15 protein-coding genes are annotated in these 15072 nt (G+C 45.5%); 6 read left to right on the top strand and 9 right to left on the bottom strand.

The features are described from left to right. Positions 1 to 82: 82 nt before the first annotated feature. Positions 83 to 676, bottom strand: a complete 594-nt coding sequence (gene dcd / locus ACOJRU_RS10830) for a dCTP deaminase (RefSeq protein WP_421131760.1) — start codon at positions 674 to 676, stop codon at positions 83 to 85. Between the two features lie 104 nt (positions 677 to 780). Next, positions 781 to 1881 carry an iron-sulfur cluster carrier protein ApbC gene (apbC, locus tag ACOJRU_RS10835; protein ID WP_421131761.1) on the bottom strand — a complete coding sequence of 367 codons (1101 nt, stop codon included), beginning with the start codon at positions 1879 to 1881 and terminating at the stop codon, positions 781 to 783. A 108-nt stretch (positions 1882 to 1989) separates the two neighbouring features. On the opposite strand from apbC, the gene metG reads away from it, so the two are divergent. Then, positions 1990 to 4017 (top strand): methionine--tRNA ligase, encoded by a 2028-nt coding sequence (gene metG / locus ACOJRU_RS10840; protein WP_421131762.1) that lies wholly within the window; start codon positions 1990 to 1992, stop codon positions 4015 to 4017. A gap of 84 nt (positions 4018 to 4101) precedes the next feature. Here the strand turns inward: metG and ACOJRU_RS10845 are convergent, their stop codons facing one another. Then, positions 4102 to 4932, bottom strand: a complete 831-nt coding sequence (locus tag ACOJRU_RS10845) for a methyltransferase domain-containing protein (RefSeq protein WP_421131763.1) — start codon at positions 4930 to 4932, stop codon at positions 4102 to 4104. An 85-nt stretch (positions 4933 to 5017) separates the two neighbouring features. Here ACOJRU_RS10845 and gloB point away from each other — a divergent pair, with 85 nt between their 5' ends. From gloB to ACOJRU_RS10870, 5 genes are all read left to right on the top strand, one after another. Further along, complete coding sequence (gene gloB / locus ACOJRU_RS10850) at positions 5018 to 5809, top strand: hydroxyacylglutathione hydrolase (RefSeq protein WP_421131764.1); 792 nt, start codon at positions 5018 to 5020, stop codon at positions 5807 to 5809. 64 nt (positions 5810 to 5873) lie between these two features. Beyond that, positions 5874 to 7541 (top strand): LysM peptidoglycan-binding domain-containing protein, encoded by a 1668-nt coding sequence (locus ACOJRU_RS10855; protein WP_421131765.1) that lies wholly within the window; start codon positions 5874 to 5876, stop codon positions 7539 to 7541. A 4-nt stretch (positions 7542 to 7545) separates the two neighbouring features. Continuing rightward, positions 7546 to 8580, top strand: a complete 1035-nt coding sequence (locus ACOJRU_RS10860) for an ion transporter (RefSeq protein WP_421131766.1) — start codon at positions 7546 to 7548, stop codon at positions 8578 to 8580. Between the two features lie 41 nt (positions 8581 to 8621). Beyond that, positions 8622 to 9371 (top strand): hypothetical protein, encoded by a 750-nt coding sequence (locus ACOJRU_RS10865; protein WP_421131767.1) that lies wholly within the window; start codon positions 8622 to 8624, stop codon positions 9369 to 9371. 107 nt (positions 9372 to 9478) lie between these two features. After that, on the top strand, positions 9479 to 9949 hold the full coding sequence (locus tag ACOJRU_RS10870) for an FKBP-type peptidyl-prolyl cis-trans isomerase (protein WP_421131768.1): 471 nt from the start codon (positions 9479 to 9481) through the stop codon (positions 9947 to 9949). 58 nt (positions 9950 to 10007) lie between these two features. Here ACOJRU_RS10870 and ACOJRU_RS10875 read toward each other — a convergent pair whose 3' ends face one another. From ACOJRU_RS10875 to ACOJRU_RS10900, 6 genes are all read right to left on the bottom strand, one after another. Further along, positions 10008 to 10646: a hypothetical protein gene (locus ACOJRU_RS10875; RefSeq protein WP_421131769.1), complete on the bottom strand. Its 639-nt coding sequence runs from the start codon at positions 10644 to 10646 to the stop codon at positions 10008 to 10010. Next, positions 10643 to 11455: an SDR family oxidoreductase gene (locus tag ACOJRU_RS10880; protein WP_421131770.1), complete on the bottom strand. Its 813-nt coding sequence runs from the start codon at positions 11453 to 11455 to the stop codon at positions 10643 to 10645. The genes ACOJRU_RS10875 and ACOJRU_RS10880 overlap by 4 nt, the downstream gene beginning before the upstream one ends. Continuing rightward, positions 11452 to 12123, bottom strand: coding sequence for a TenA family transcriptional regulator (locus tag ACOJRU_RS10885; RefSeq protein WP_421131771.1), 672 nt, complete (start codon positions 12121 to 12123; stop codon positions 11452 to 11454). Before ACOJRU_RS10885 ends, ACOJRU_RS10880 begins: the two co-directional genes overlap by 4 nt. A 13-nt stretch (positions 12124 to 12136) precedes the next feature. Next, on the bottom strand, positions 12137 to 13582 hold the full coding sequence (locus ACOJRU_RS10890; RefSeq protein ID WP_421131772.1) for an AMP-binding protein: 1446 nt from the start codon (positions 13580 to 13582) through the stop codon (positions 12137 to 12139). Then, positions 13579 to 14277 (bottom strand): thermostable hemolysin, encoded by a 699-nt coding sequence (locus ACOJRU_RS10895; protein WP_421131773.1) that lies wholly within the window; start codon positions 14275 to 14277, stop codon positions 13579 to 13581. Before ACOJRU_RS10895 ends, ACOJRU_RS10890 begins: the two co-directional genes overlap by 4 nt. A 96-nt stretch (positions 14278 to 14373) precedes the next feature. Continuing rightward, positions 14374 to 15069: a hypothetical protein gene (locus tag ACOJRU_RS10900; RefSeq protein WP_421134755.1), complete on the bottom strand. Its 696-nt coding sequence runs from the start codon at positions 15067 to 15069 to the stop codon at positions 14374 to 14376. Positions 15070 to 15072 lie beyond the last annotated feature (3 nt).

Here is a 15072-nt window from a genome sequence, read left to right on the forward strand (position 1 = left end):
GCGTTTAATGGTGTCTGTCTATTCACCTATATACTTTTATCAGTAATAACGCCGTAAATCATCCTATTGAAACGTTTATGTTTTATTTATCTTCATCATCTGAGGAAATTCTACTGGCTATCGCCCCGTCCTGGCCTTTGTATTTAGCATCAACGCGGGCGTTGTAAGGCTTTTCTGCGGGATTGGAGAGTACTTCAAAGCTAATCGCGCCAATCTTCATTCCTGGGCGAAGCGCTAAAGGCAACTTTCCGCTGTTATAAAACTCAAGCACGATGTTGCCAGACCAACCCGGGTCGATTCTGTGGGCCGTTACGTGCACCATCAGCCCCAGTCGAGCAAGCGAAGAACGACCGTCTAACCACCCCACTATGTTATCGGGTAACGTAACCGACTCAAGCGTTACCGCCAGTGCTAATTCTTTCGGATGAAGAAAAAACGCTTTGCCATCCTCAAGTTCAATTTCGTCACTCATAACGTGGTCAAGCGCTTCTTGTACCTGCGCTTTAGGGCCGCTTAAATCAATAAAAGGGGCTTGATGATCTTCAAACACGCGAAATTTATTGCCTAAACGAATATCTACCGTTACACCACTTATTTGGTCATAATCTGGCCTAGGGTCGATAGCTATTTTGCCATCTTGTAAATATTGATAAATATCGCGGTCGCACAAGCGCATGGTGGTATTCCTTAATTCATTAGGCCGCTATTATGCGGTTGATGTTACTGCCAATCAACTGCACAACAGCATGTTTGCGTGGTTAATCTTGCTTTTTCCAGCGTTTATTTCTCTACAAACCCTATTTGGTCACCTTTTATATGCGATGCGCCATGCTTGGCATTGGGCACCGTGAGTGCAAGCTGCATCGATAATGCTCGTGCCGCCTCACGATAGCAGGTGGCTAGCGGTGAATCTGGCGATGAAACAAGCAACGGTGTACCCGCATCAGCATGCTCACGAATGCCTATATCCAAAGGAAGTTGGCCTAACAGAGGTAAACCATGACGTTCTGCCAATGCCTCTCCCCCATCTTTCGAGAAAATATAATCTTTAGTACCGCATGCCCGGCACTGGTAATAACTCATGTTTTCAATAAGGCCAAGCACCGGCACATTGACTTTTTCAAACATAGAAATGCCTTTCTGCGCATCAGCTAACGCTAAGTCTTGTGGTGTGGTAACCACGACCGACGCGGTAAGGGGCACTTGCTGCGCCATTGTCAGCTGAATGTCTCCGGTTCCCGGTGGCATATCAACAATCAAATAATCGAGTACGGGCCACAGCGTTTCGTCTAGCAATTGTTTAAGTGCACGACTGGCAATTGGCCCTCGCCATACTGCAGCATCATCTTGTGGTACCAAATAGCCAATAGAGTTAGCCACAATGCCGTGTGAAGACAGAGGCTGCATATGCTTATTATCGTCACTGTGCGGGTGTGCTTCTGGGTTGCCGAGCATAATGGGAATAGAAGGCCCATAAATGTCTGCATCTAACACCCCTACTTTTGCGCCCTCTTGCATAAGCGCATACGCAAGATTAATACTGGTAGTGCTTTTCCCCACCCCACCTTTGCCCGACGCCACAGCAATAATATTTTTAATATTAGTAACCGGTGCGTTGGCGGTTTCGCCTACTTCAATGCGCTGTGTGAAGGCAAGGTGTTCGTGCTGCACCTTACCTTTCATTTGTTCAATAACATACGCGTGTAATGTCGGTAATTGAGTGTCCATACAAAACGGTAAGGTTACGGTAATGCTTTCAACGTTGTCGCTATCAGAAACTGTGCACCAGGGTAAGGTGTCTGTCACATCAAGACTGAAATAGCTGGCTAAAATAGCAGCAACCTTTTGGGATACTGGTTCGGCTTTGCGAGAAAAGAACATAAATTGCCCTACTACCTAAAGATTTGTGTGAATTACGTAATGCAAAAAACGCGGTTTTCCGCTAGTATTTGCAACCATTTTGAAACGCAAAGAATCATTAACGTCATTATGTCAGAAAAACGTAGAATTCTGGTAACCAGCGCGTTGCCTTATGCAAACGGCTCTATTCATTTAGGCCACCTGCTTGAACACATTCAAACCGACATCTGGACACGTTTTCAGCGCCTACGCGGAAACGAATGTTACAGTGTTTGTGCAGACGATGCACACGGTACGCCAGTCATGCTGAAAGCGCAGGAACTTGGCATTACCCCGGAAGAAATGGTGGCAAGAACGCGTGCTGAACATCATCAGGATCTGCTTGATTTTCACGTTAATTACGACAACTACTATGTAACCCATTCTCCAGAAAACAAGGCGTTGTGCGAAGAAATTTATACTCGCCTTGATAACGCAGGTTACATTAGCAAACGCACTATTAACCAGTTGTTCGACCCTGAAAAAGAAATGTTCTTACCTGACCGTTTCGTAAAAGGGACATGCCCAAGCTGTGGTGCAGAAGACCAAAACGGCGATAGCTGCGATGTGTGCGGTGCAACATACAGCCCAACAGAAGTTAAGAACCCACGCAGTGTGGTGTCGGGCGCAACGCCAGTACTTAAAGAGTCTGAACACTTTTTCTTTGACCTACCTAAGTTTGAAGACATGTTGAAAACGTGGATTCGCTCTGGTGCGCTACAAGAAGAAATGGCGAATAAACTGCAAGAATGGTTCACCGAAGGCCTTCAGCAGTGGGATATCAGCCGCGACGCCCCTTATTTTGGTTTTGAAATTCCAGGTGCCCCAAATAAATTCTTTTATGTATGGGTAGACGCGCCAGTAGGCTACATGGCTAGCTTCAAAAACTTCTGCGACCAAAACAGCCTTGAGTTTGACGATTTCTGGAAAGCTGATTCAGATGCCGAGCTTTACCACTTTATTGGTAAAGACATTACGTATTTTCACTGCCTGTTTTGGCCTGCCATGCTAGAAGGTGCGGGTTACCGTAAGCCAACAGGCGTTAATATTCATGGTTTTGTTACCGTTAATGGTGCAAAAATGTCTAAGTCTCGCGGTACCTTTATTAAAGGCCGCACCTATTTAGACCACCTGAATCCAGAATATTTACGTTACTACTTTGCGTCTAAGCTAGGCGACGGTGTTACCGACATCGACCTTAACTTCACCGACTTTGCACAGAAGGTAAATTCTGATCTAGTAGGTAAAGTAGTCAATATTGCTAGCCGCTGTGCCAGTTTTATTACCAAACGTTTTGACGGTAAATTGTCTGACAATGTTATCGAACCTGCGCTTATTGCTGAGTTCCAAGACGCATCAGACACCATTGCCGCACTGTTCGAAAAACGTAAGTATCATCAAGCCGTGCGCGAAATTATGGCGTTGGCCGACAAGGCCAATCAGTTCATTGATAACAACGCGCCTTGGGTAACGATTAAAGACGACAGCAAGCAACAGTTTACCCACGATGTGTGTTCATTGGGTATTAACATGTTCCGCTTATTGGTGATTTACTTGAAGCCAGTATTGCCGGTGTTAGCGGAAAAAGCAGAAGCCTTCTTAAACGACGAGTTTAACTGGAATTCACTGCAAACCTTATTGAAAGGCCACGCTATTAATAAGTTTAAGCCTATGATGCAGCGTGTAGAAATGGAAAAAGTAGACGCCATGATTGAAGATTCAAAAGAAAGCCTAGCACCACAGGCACCGGCTATCGACCCCGACAGCCCACTTGCAAAAGACCCTATCAGCGACACCATATCGTTTGAAGATTTCGCCAAAGTCGATTTACGCATTGCACGTATTGCCAATGCCGAGCATGTGGAAAAAGCAGATAAACTTCTTCGTTTAGAACTTGACCTTGGTGGTGAAACCAAGCAAGTGTTCGCCGGTATCAAGTCGGCCTATTCGCCTGAAGCGCTTATTGGCAAGCACACTGTTATGGTGGCAAACCTCGCCCCTCGTAAAATGCGCTTTGGTTTAAGCGAAGGCATGGTGTTAGCGGCAGGCCCAGGTGGCGACGAGCTTTATATTCTTGAACCTCATGAAGGTGCGAAGCCAGGCATGCGAGTAAAATAACCCGTAAGCTTACTTCGATTTATGTACTCGAAAGCCGCGTTTTATACGCGGCTTTTTATTGCCTGTTTATAAATAACGTTACCATTAACGCTGCCGGAGTGATGGCGTTCTTGCGCTCGCCCCCATTGGCGCAAACTGCGGTTTTGCTTTGCGCTTTAGGCTAATGGTTGTCATCGGGATTTCTCGTTTTCGCGCAAGGATCACGTACACCGCACTACACCAAGGTAAGTATTCAGACAAATAACGCTGCATGGTAAGCGCATAGTTACTTTTGGGTTGAAAGAAAAGCGTCGAGAACATCACTTGGCGCTGCTCTACAATTTCAAAGCCCAATAATTGAAGCCAATCTTTTATGCGATAAGACGTAAAAAAGCGAGCGTCGTGCAAAATGTTATTTCGTTTAACAGGTAAAAACTTTCCTATCCCCGCCAAGCTGAGCGGGTTAAAGCCGCTTATTATCACATAACCACTTTGGGTAACAACGCGGTCTACTTCTCGTAATATTTCGTGAGGGTCTTGTGCAAAGTCTAATTCATTGGCAAGTAAAAAACCGTCGATACTATTTTCAGAATACGGAAGCACGTGTGACTGTCCAATGACTTGCGGCGTTGTCAGGTGTCTAGAGGGGGCATTTGCATTCCCGTGACTTCCAACTGCCCCACACTCATTGCTGTTTGCCTGTTGCATGCCATTAGCTACTTGGTGTGGCGCTTGCGTGATAATGTTACGAATAGGGCTTTGATTAAGCGGAATACTGGCACTCAAGCTGCCTAACTTAACAAAGTGATAGCCGAAAATACGTTGTGCATATTCTTCGCACACCTCAGATATTGTGTCACGAATGTGCGCCCCCGCGGGGAAATCATCCCATGATTGCGGATAGCGTGGCGATTTAGGTCGAAATGCAGATCTCATGGTTAAGCAGACTGCCCCAAGGTTGCTCTGTTTACAACAAGTTCTTATAGTAGCTGACAAATAGTCTTAAACAAATAGGTGCACCATGACATCAACCACGCTTCCAAACGGCATTGCCATCACGCCTATTCGCGCGTTCACCGATAATTATATTTGGTGTATACACAATTCCACGCATGCGGTTGTCGTCGACCCTGGTGACGCCGAACCGGTGCTTGCCCACCTCAAGCAACATGGGTTAACGCTCGCTGCTATTCTTATTACCCATCACCACCGCGATCACACTGGCGGCATTGCAAAGTTAGCCGCCATAGCACCGCAGCTTCCAATTATCGGGCCTAGAGGCAATCACATTAGAGGCATTACCAAATCAGTATCGCAAGGTGATACTGTCAGCCTCCCGATTTTTGATATGCAACTTCAAGTGATGGAAGTGCCAGGACATACCCTAGACCACATCGCTTTTTTCGGTCATGGCGTATTGTTTTGCGGTGATACACTCTTTTCAGCTGGGTGTGGACGCTTGTTTGAAGGCTCGCCTGAACAAATGCTGCACTCATTGAATAAGCTTAAACGCTTACCTAATGACACCTTAGTGTATTGCACTCACGAGTATACCAAAGCTAACGTCGCCTTTGCCCGCGCCATTGAGCCCGATAACAAGGCGTTAACACAGTATGAAGCGTGGGTAGAGCAACAGCGACATGACAACCTGCCAACGCTACCTTCAACCCTTGAAAAAGAGAAAAACATTAACCCTTTTCTTCGCTCACATGAACTTTCTGTGAAAAAAGCAGCCGAAACGTTCTCAAATAGCAGTCTTAGCGATGATGCCGCCGTTTTCGCCGCGGTTCGTCGTTACAAAGATGAGTTTTAATGCAACATCACACCGTTTTGCGTACAATGTGTGGTTTGCAGTTGCACCAAGAGGTCTCTTCATAATGCAGTTGAAGTTGTTTTTATTATCGCCATTCGTGTTGGTGCTAGGGCTTAGTGGCTGCCAGTTAACTGGGCAGCAGGTTGTTGACGATACAGTAAACCAGCCAGGTATCGAGGAGTGTGAACAAACCCATGAAACACAATCCGAACAACACGCGTGTGACATTGCACAGGACGGTGTAATCGAAGTTCTGCATCCTAACGATGATGTGCTTGAAGAAGCGGAAACATTGCCCGCGCCAGAAAAAATTGAAGTAGAAGCCGAAATAACCGACGTGTGGCAGCGTGTAAGTAACGGTTTTCAGTTTACGGTACCTGACGATAATCGTGTGACCGTTCAGCGAAACTGGTATTTAAAGCACCCTGAGTACATGGCTCGGGTTGTAAAACGCGCAAAACCTTTTCTTTATTATATCGTTGACGAAATTGAAAAACGTGACATGCCAATGGAACTGGCATTGCTGCCCATTGTAGAAAGTGCGTTCGACCCCTTTGCCTATTCACATGGCCGCGCAGCCGGTATGTGGCAGTTTATCCCGGGCACCGGCAAGCGCTTCGGTATGGATCAAACATGGTGGTACGACGGAAGACGTGACGTCGTCGCATCAACACAAGGCGCTTTGGACTACCTCACTTACCTCGTTAACATGTTCGATGGTAACTGGCTTCATGCGCTAGCGGCTTACAATAGCGGTGAAGGGCGAGTATCAAAAGCCATTCGAAAAAATAAACGGGCAGGTAAGAAAACTGATTTTTGGAATTTAGCGCTGCCTCGTGAAACCCGTGCCTATGTACCAAAATTGCTTGCACTTGCCGATATTCTAAAGCACAAAGACACCTATGCGTATTCGTGGCCTGAGGTGGAAAACGTGGCGGTGGTAAAAGCGGTTGATATTGGCTCTCAGGTAGACCTCGCCTTCGCGGCTGAATTGGCAGGAATGACGCTAAAGGGCTTGCACGCACTTAACCCAGGCTTTAATCGTTGGGCAACCTCACCTGACGGCCCACACCGATTGCTGCTACCCATTGATAAAGCCGACGTCTTTATAAGCGAACTTGCCAAAGTAGATAGAACAGACCGGTTGAATTGGGTACGTCACAAAGTGAAATCAGGTGATAGCTTAATTAAATTGGCGAACCAATATCACACCACAGTTGGCGTTATTAAACAGGTAAATGAGTTAGACTCAAATATGATCCGCGTTGGTCAACACGTGATGGTACCTGTGGCATTAAAGGCCCTAGACGATTATGCGTTATCACAAGACCAACGCTTAGCTCGCATTCAAAACAAGAAAACATCGTCGCAAAAAATAATGCACACGGTAAAGTCAGGTGATACGTTATGGGACATTGCGCGCAAATACAAAGTAGGTACCAAGCAGCTGGCTAAATGGAACGGCATGGCGCCTGGCGACACGCTGCGTTTAGGGAAAGACTTGGTGATTTGGAAGCCATCAACCTCTACCCAAAAAGCTAGCAGCGGTATAGTTAAGAAAGTGACTTACACCGTAAGAAACGGTGACTCACTGTCTAGAATTGCAAATAAATTCAATGTTCGTGTTCGCGACATTAGTAAATGGAATAACTTAAATGCCAAACGTTACCTGCAGCCAGGCCAAAAACTTCGGTTGCACGTTGACGTAACGCGTTTAGACGTATCAGGATAAAAGCATGTTTAAGATTAACCGGGATAACTTACGTAACAGCCACGAAACGCCCTGGTTAGTTTTAGACTTAGTCATGCTAGGGGTGCTGCTTATTAACCTAGCATGGCTTATTTTTGATTCTCTTTACGAAAGCGACGCTATTTATGGTGTGCTAGGCGACTACTTCCCCACTTTTGTAAATGCTTACAACCCCATTCATAACAACTTTCTTTTTGTAGATTTAGTCTTTATTGCTATTTTCTTAACTGAATTTTGTTTTCGTTGGATAATAGCAATAGTTCGCAAAGAGCACCTTCGTTGGTACTTTTTCCCGTTTTTACATTGGTACGATATTGTTGGCCTTATCCCTCTAGGTGCCACGCGCCTTTTCCGCTTTTTACGCATATTCTCTATTCTTCATCGCCTTCACAAGTATGAAATAATCGACTTAAACCAAACCGCTATTTTTCGGTTTTTAGCCTTTTACTACGACGTTTTTGTTGAAGAGCTCAGCGACAGAATAGTGGTGAAGGTGTTAAGCGACGCACAAAAGGATATCGCCGCAGGCTCGCCCTTACTTGATGATATTACCGCACAGGTACTCGCTCCCAGACGCCCAGTGATAACGCAATGGCTAGCAGGGGTCGTTAATCACCTTGGCAAGTCCATTACAAGCGAAGAGCACGGCCAAGCTATTCGTGAACACGTGCGAAAAAGCGTGGGGAAAGCGGTCCGCAGTAATGCCCAAGTGTCTACCCTAAATTACCTACCTATTATTGGTAAAACGATTGAAAATACGCTGGAAGAATCGGTAACGGATATTGTGACAATGTCACTGGTTAACCTGCTAAGCGACTTAGATGCTGAGCGTATCGATCACTTTGTATCGGTGGGGCTACACGATTACACCTCGGCAGCCGACGCACTGGACCAAGAAGTACTAAGCGTTGTGAATGAATGCTTAGAGCTGGTAAAGGCCCATGTATCGCAACAGCGCTGGAAATCGCAATTAATGGAAAAGGAAGCGAGCGTACCTCCCCCACCAGACAATACGCTATAAATAAAAGCCACAAAGAAGACGAATACGCCAAGGATTTGGATATGCAAAACAACCACAATAACTCTCCTGATTATTCGCAGTACACCATTGAAGAACTTAAAGATGTGATTGCTCATATCGACAAGGCACAATTTCCTGAACGCTTTGATGCCGCAAACATGGCACTGTCTGAAAAGCTAAAAACGAAACCTCAACAGCCTCGTGATGACGAGGAGAGAAACGCGGTGATTCCCCCGCTTAAATGGTCAGAACAACATGTCGCTACACGTGTAATTATGATCTTGTTTTTTGCGATGTTGATCTTGGGGCTCGTAGGTATGTTTTGTGACTTTATGGTAGCAAAACGCTGGTCGAGTAATTCGGTGGGCTTATTTGGGTTACTGTCTATTTCGCTTATAGTGCTATGGTTTACATGCCTGACCCTAGATGAAAAGTTTTCGAAACGGCTTACCCTCGATTGGCGCGGCAAACTTTCCCTCATCGTCATGCCTTTGTTGTTTTTGATGCTTAGCTGGATATTTGTCGATAAGACATTGCCGTTTGGATTGCATAAGTTAGCAGAGCAACAGAATGTGCGCGTTGATATGGACTATAAAAAAAGAAATGGCAGAAAACACTGCCGACATCGCATAAAGATCATAGAGACGAGGGAACTAGAGGATATCGATTTGTGTTTGACCAAAGAAGAGCTAAATCGATTACCTGACAGAGGGAAATTGAGCGTATTGGGAACGCAAAGTCGCTTTGGGCTGCACGTTGATGAATTTTCAATCGCCACACAGAGGCGGTAACGTGAACTGAGCGAAATCCGACTAAAAACAATGGGTTTAAGAAAAAATACGCGTTATAAACATCGAGTGATACACTGCCTAAAAACCTAAATAAATGAGTGAATACAATGAAATTTATTATTTTTGCCGTCATCATTGGCTTAGCCATATTTCTGTTTACCCGAAGCGCAACGAACAAAAAGATTGCGGCGGAAAACAGTGAAGCGGGTAACGCTTTTCTTACTGAAAATAAAGCCAACCCTGATGTAAATGAAACGCCATCAGGCTTGCAATATACTGTGTTACAACAAGGACAGGGCACGCAACACCCTACTGCATCATCGACCGTTAAGGTGCACTACCATGGCACCCTGCTTAACGGCACTGTTTTTGATAGCTCAGTAGATAGGGGCGAGCCTATTAGCTTTCCATTGAACCGAGTGATTGCTGGCTGGACAGAAGGTGTTCAGCTTATGGTAGAGGGTGATAAATTTCGCTTTTTCATTCCGTCGCACTTGGCATATGGAGACAGCGCGGCGGGCCAAATTGCACCAGGCTCGTTATTAATTTTTGATGTTGAATTGCTAGACATTAAATAACACCCCGCACCGTGTTTAAGCGCTGCAGGGTGTGGGCAAAGTAATTTGCTTGCGATGACTAATTAAGCTTCGCGAGCAATTTGCCTTTTAGCTGTTGGATTTCAGCTTTACGCCCTTTGTCTGCTAGCGGTCTGTCTGGTCGTGGCAGCGCGGCTTCAGCCCGCTCAAGATACACCATCGCTTGTTTGTACTCCCCTTCGTCAAACAAAAACTCAGCATAAAAGAAGTTTGGGTCAATACCGTCAGCATTTAACGCCAGCCCTTGAGTCATTAAGGCCTTTGCTTTTTTATCGCTTCCAAACCCTATCGGCCAGCCCGGTACTTTATGATACAACACCCCCAAACTTACCATCGCCGAGCCCTGTAAAGCAGATTCATCAATACTCATCGCCTTTTCAAAGCTTTTCTTAGCCGCTTTGGCATACTTCAAGGCACCAATGCCGCCTTTAACACCGGCAGTGGTAGACTGAATAATACCTAACCACGTGTATTCATTTGCACGTTGTGGGTGTGCTTTTATGCGGTTTTCAACGTCAGAGGCAAGCGCAAGCAACGCCTCTACCTTTTGTTCGCTATCGGCCTCAGAGTAGTTTATCTCTGCCCATTTATGCTGAATAGGCAATAGCCCTTCATCGGCATGTGCAACAACCGAAAAAAGGAATAACAGTGATGCTACGCTCATGGTTAATCGCTTCATGATAATGTTTCCTCGCTCTGCGTTTTCATGTATCGCTGAATGGTAGGTAGTTGCTTTTTAAGGGCCATATCCACAATGGCAGGGAATGCACCGTTAATTTTCACAAATAGCTTTTCTGGGAACCCAATAAAACGTCGCGGCTGTTTTTTATTAAGCATATCGACCAGTTGTGCCGCCACTTCATTAACATCGTCTACGGCGTTTCCCAATGCGTTATTCATAGACACCGCTTGTGCAGAGTTTATCGCCGTGTTCGTTGCTCTAGGCGCAAAATAATGAAACCTGAGCTCAGTACCGGCATATTCTCGCATTAGCGATTCAGTGAAGCCTCGAAGGCCAAATTTTGACGCGCAATATAGCGAGTGATAAGCAAAGCCGATACTACCAAATGTGGAGCCTACATTGACAACATGCGCTTCACTGGACCGTTGCAATATAGGAATAAGCCGTTGTGTTAAGGTAATGGGCACGGTTAAATTGGTCATCAGTAACGCATTAGTCTCATCTAGCGATGATGCAGTAATTGAACCTGTTTCAGTAACACCCGCATTATTGATTAGCATCGTAACCGACTTGTCTCGGCACAATGCTACCACTCTATCCATATCTTCAGATTGGGTAAGATCGGCACACACCACCGAATGCTGGCCAGGTAACGATTCAACGATATCACCCAGCTTATTAACATTGCGCCCTGTTAAAATAAGCGAAACCCCAAGGTTTGCAAGCTGCGTTGCTATGGCTTCTCCTATTCCGCCCGACGCCCCTGTTAACAGGCACACCTGTTTCTTAAAAGCCATACGCATCATGCCGCCTCCGTAAGTAACGCGTCACGCTGCAACGTTCTAAATATATTCGCATACAGCTGAAAGAACATTTTGGCTGAGTGAATAATCAAGTCTTGTTCAGCTTTGTCATCAATTTTATTCATCAAATCTTTGAAGAAAACAATGTGTTCTTGATCAAGCGAGCCATGTGATCGCAAATAGCTAAATGCCGCTTTTGGAAGCCCTAATACATTCTGAATTGAAGCCGCTGCGTTATCGGCGAGTGCAATACTGGTGCCCTCTAACACAAACACCATACCAAAAAAGCATAATGGGTTTTTACGGCGAATTGCATCATACGCATAAGATACCATTAAGTCGGTTGCACTTGCCGGCGCACTTTGTCTTATTTCTTCTTTGTCTACACCGCAGGCTGCCAAGTCATTTAAAATCCACTCTTGGTGACCCATTTCTTCTTCAATGTATTCACCCACTGCTTCACGCAACCACTCTTTACTTTCAGGCAGTGCCGCACCAGTAGCCATTAGCAGTGGTACAGTATGCTTTACGTGATGATAAGCTTGTGACAAAAATGCCGTGTAGTCTTCCACCGAGATATTGCCTTCAAAGCAGCGGCGGATAATAGGCGATGACGTTAAATATGCACGTTCGTTTTGTGTTTCGTTTTCAAGTCTTTCAAATAAATTCATGATATATCCTTAATTACGCAACCGAATAGTGGTTGAAGTTGCTGATAATTGATTGAAAATGGGCAAGCGCGTGTGTTCGACGAAGCTTGCCATTATTGGTAAGCAAAGACGCATTGGCTGGCAGGGTGTCTAAGGTGTGCCAGTTAGTGATGCGCGCATATTCAGGTAGGTTTTCGTTCACGCGTACGACAGCGTTTTCGACCTGTTCGGCACTTATCGTTTGATCTCGTTTGATCAAAATGGCACTGCATGCTTTTTGCCCTTCCCCCACAAGTAGTGCATATCGAAAGAAGCCTGTAGCGGTAAGGGCGCTCTCAACCCACTCTGGTGAAATATTTCTTCCCAAGCTGGTAATGATGATATTTTTCTTGCGGCCATGGACGTAAAAATACGTCCCCTCTTGCGACACCACGTCGCCAGTATTTACTTGTGATGGATAGAACGAGTCAGGTTGATTTAAATAGCCAAGAAAGATATTTCCTTTAACGACAAGTTCACCGTCTTCAACAGACAATTGATTGTGTCCTAACGACACTCCCACACTGCTGTTGCGCTGACGAGAAGGTAAATTCAATGTATTAACCGATACGGCTTCTGAAAGGCCATACCCTTGGTACACCGGTAGCCCAAATTCACTAGCACTTTCAAGTAGAGCAGGCGCTACATGTGCCCCCCCTACCGCAATAAATGTAAGTGAAGACGGAGGTACCCAACCGTTCCTGCAGGCTGACACCAACAGCAATAATAGTTCAGGCACCAAGATCAGTGTTTCAGGTTCATGAAGACTAATTTCATACAACATGGCACTTGGATTATTTAGCGCGGCACCTGTGAACCCAAGTTCGTTGCTTGAGGGTAAGACCACCGTCCCTCCCACCAAAAGGGGGGTATATACACCGGCGATATTTTCTAGCAGAGTAGGCAATGGAAGCAGGCATAAATGACGAGCTTTTTTTAGTCCAACCGCGCTAGATAAATTTTTTGCCACCTTGTATTGCGAGAGATTGGAAAGACATACCCCCTTGGGCTGGCCTGTTGAACCCGAAGTAAATGTTATTTTTCCTGTTCCCACAGGAATACATGGTTTGCGAGAGGGGTTAACCTTAAATACATGAAGTGTTTCAAACGGCGATACCACCTTATTTACGCTGTCGTTAGTTTGCTTATTATCTGTGACAACCAACTCGATACCAGCTTCGTCAAATAGGTGAGCGCGCTGTTGCTCGGAAAAGTAGACCGGCACAGGCGTTAGCACTTTACCAGCTTCACGTGCCGCTAAATCACAAATAACCCAGTCAGCACTGTTATCTGCGAGCAACGCGATATGTTTTTCTTCCCGTTGACACATCCATTGCGAGACTTGCTCTACGCGGCTAGCAAGCGCTTGATAGCTCATATTTCCACCATTCCAAGTAAGTGCGATGTCATCGGGCTTATAGGCGCTTTCATCTAGCATCATAAGTATGCCCTCAATGTGGTAGCAATTTCGGGCAAGCGTGATTCCATGCAATCAAACATTTTTGACACCGTATCTGACTGCGTGATTAACCGAGGAATTTCACTGATACGCAATGCAACAACCTGAGGTTGAGTGTCGTAATACGACCCCCACTCGGCCGTTGCGCTTCCCAAGCTATGTTTTGATGCTTCGCACAAATACGTTAGCGGAAGACCTATGTTGTTCATTAAGGCACGTAACTGCGCAGTAGCAGTAAACACCATGACAGAATAGTTAACTTGAAGAAGACCTAAGGCAGTGGCAAGTAACAAAGGTTGGGTATAGCTAGCGTGGCGGCTGTACAAATTACCAATTTCGGCGATTTCAGAGCGCTTAACCACGATATTGGTATGCGCCAACATCGATTCTACTGGCGCCGGCATATAGGTTTCGACAAACAGGGGCGAAGAAGCGCTTCTTACACCTAAAGCGGCATAGGGCTTATTACCACCAGCGCCTAGCAATACCGGCATGAATGAGTGAAGTGACGCATTATATGCGCGAGAAAAACCCTGTGCGATGAGCTGCTGAAGCATGGTGCGATGCATTGAAGCGCCCACGCCAACAAAAATGTTGGGCAGCGCATCGCGTGGAAAAGCGCGGTTACTGTGTAATGCGTTTGTATTGCGCGTTTCTGATGGTACGGTACTTAACATAAACAACTACTCTGTTAACTGTTAAGTACGATTATGCGCGGTGAAAATTAAGCCAACCTTAAGAAGGCCACATTTTTTGTTTCTTTTAAAAAATAATTAAAACTCGTACTCTAAAACCATACGCAATGTATGATCTTTATTATCACCGTTTAACCCAGCGATGAAGCCCAACTCCCACTTAAGTTGTTTTTGGCCATCAAACCGACGAATGCCCATAAAGGCTGGCCCTACGCCAATAAAATCTTCTGCCGCGTATAGCTCGATAGCAGGTTGAATTTCAGGTATCCACCGGTAGCGATACTTCATTTTAAACTCGCCTTCGAACTCGTTTTCAATGGTTTCACCCCATTCATAGACTAACGTTATATTAGTGGTAAGCGAGAAACGGCCAAACTCCTTTTCGGTTAATATGCCGCCTTTTAGCTCCCAATCGTTTTTATCGTTTTGCTTTTCAAGTTCAAATAAAAGCCCCCAGTCTGCCCAATATTGCCCCTGCTCTGTCAACATCGTGCGCAATTCAAGCTCGTAGGAAGCAACCGAGAAATCGTTATTTTCATCTCTGCCGCCCACCACGTAAAACTCTAGAATTGAGCGTTCCGACAGCGCGTGCCCTGCTGACACCCGCTGCATAAGCAAATTTCCAGCATCATTTTGTCGTGAGGTAAGGCGCCATTCAAACTCGCGTTCAAACGGCAGTACATAGGGGTGATACACCTTATCCACAACAAAATTATCGGCGACAGCGTTCCCATATGGCAGAACAAAAAAGAGCAATGCTAACCAGTACTTCATATT

Source organism: Alteromonas algae, from assembly GCF_049117195.1.
In the GTDB taxonomy this organism is placed as follows: Bacteria; Pseudomonadota; Gammaproteobacteria; order Enterobacterales; family Alteromonadaceae; genus Alteromonas.

Bases quoted from the DNA above. Each gene is read 5' to 3' on its own strand.
- ACOJRU_RS10860 (WP_421131766.1), top strand. From the start codon at position 7,546: ATGTTTAAGATTAACCGGGATAACTTACGTAACAGCCACGAAACGCCC.
- ACOJRU_RS10895 (WP_421131773.1), bottom strand. From the start codon at position 14,277: ATGTTAAGTACCGTACCATCAGAAACGCGCAATACAAACGCATTACAC.
- metG (WP_421131762.1), top strand. From the start codon at position 1,990: ATGTCAGAAAAACGTAGAATTCTGGTAACCAGCGCGTTGCCTTATGCA.
- ACOJRU_RS10890 (WP_421131772.1), bottom strand. From the start codon at position 13,582: ATGATGCTAGATGAAAGCGCCTATAAGCCCGATGACATCGCACTTACT.
- ACOJRU_RS10885 (WP_421131771.1), bottom strand. From the start codon at position 12,123: ATGAATTTATTTGAAAGACTTGAAAACGAAACACAAAACGAACGTGCA.
- ACOJRU_RS10845 (WP_421131763.1), bottom strand. From the start codon at position 4,932: ATGAGATCTGCATTTCGACCTAAATCGCCACGCTATCCGCAATCATGG.
- ACOJRU_RS10875 (WP_421131769.1), bottom strand. From the start codon at position 10,646: ATGAAGCGATTAACCATGAGCGTAGCATCACTGTTATTCCTTTTTTCG.
- ACOJRU_RS10880 (WP_421131770.1), bottom strand. From the start codon at position 11,455: ATGATGCGTATGGCTTTTAAGAAACAGGTGTGCCTGTTAACAGGGGCG.
- dcd (WP_421131760.1), bottom strand. From the start codon at position 676: ATGCGCTTGTGCGACCGCGATATTTATCAATATTTACAAGATGGCAAA.
- ACOJRU_RS10865 (WP_421131767.1), top strand. From the start codon at position 8,622: ATGCAAAACAACCACAATAACTCTCCTGATTATTCGCAGTACACCATT.
- ACOJRU_RS10855 (WP_421131765.1), top strand. From the start codon at position 5,874: ATGCAGTTGAAGTTGTTTTTATTATCGCCATTCGTGTTGGTGCTAGGG.
- apbC (WP_421131761.1), bottom strand. From the start codon at position 1,881: ATGTTCTTTTCTCGCAAAGCCGAACCAGTATCCCAAAAGGTTGCTGCT.
- gloB (WP_421131764.1), top strand. From the start codon at position 5,018: ATGACATCAACCACGCTTCCAAACGGCATTGCCATCACGCCTATTCGC.
- ACOJRU_RS10900 (WP_421134755.1), bottom strand. From the start codon at position 15,069: ATGAAGTACTGGTTAGCATTGCTCTTTTTTGTTCTGCCATATGGGAAC.
- ACOJRU_RS10870 (WP_421131768.1), top strand. From the start codon at position 9,479: ATGAAATTTATTATTTTTGCCGTCATCATTGGCTTAGCCATATTTCTG.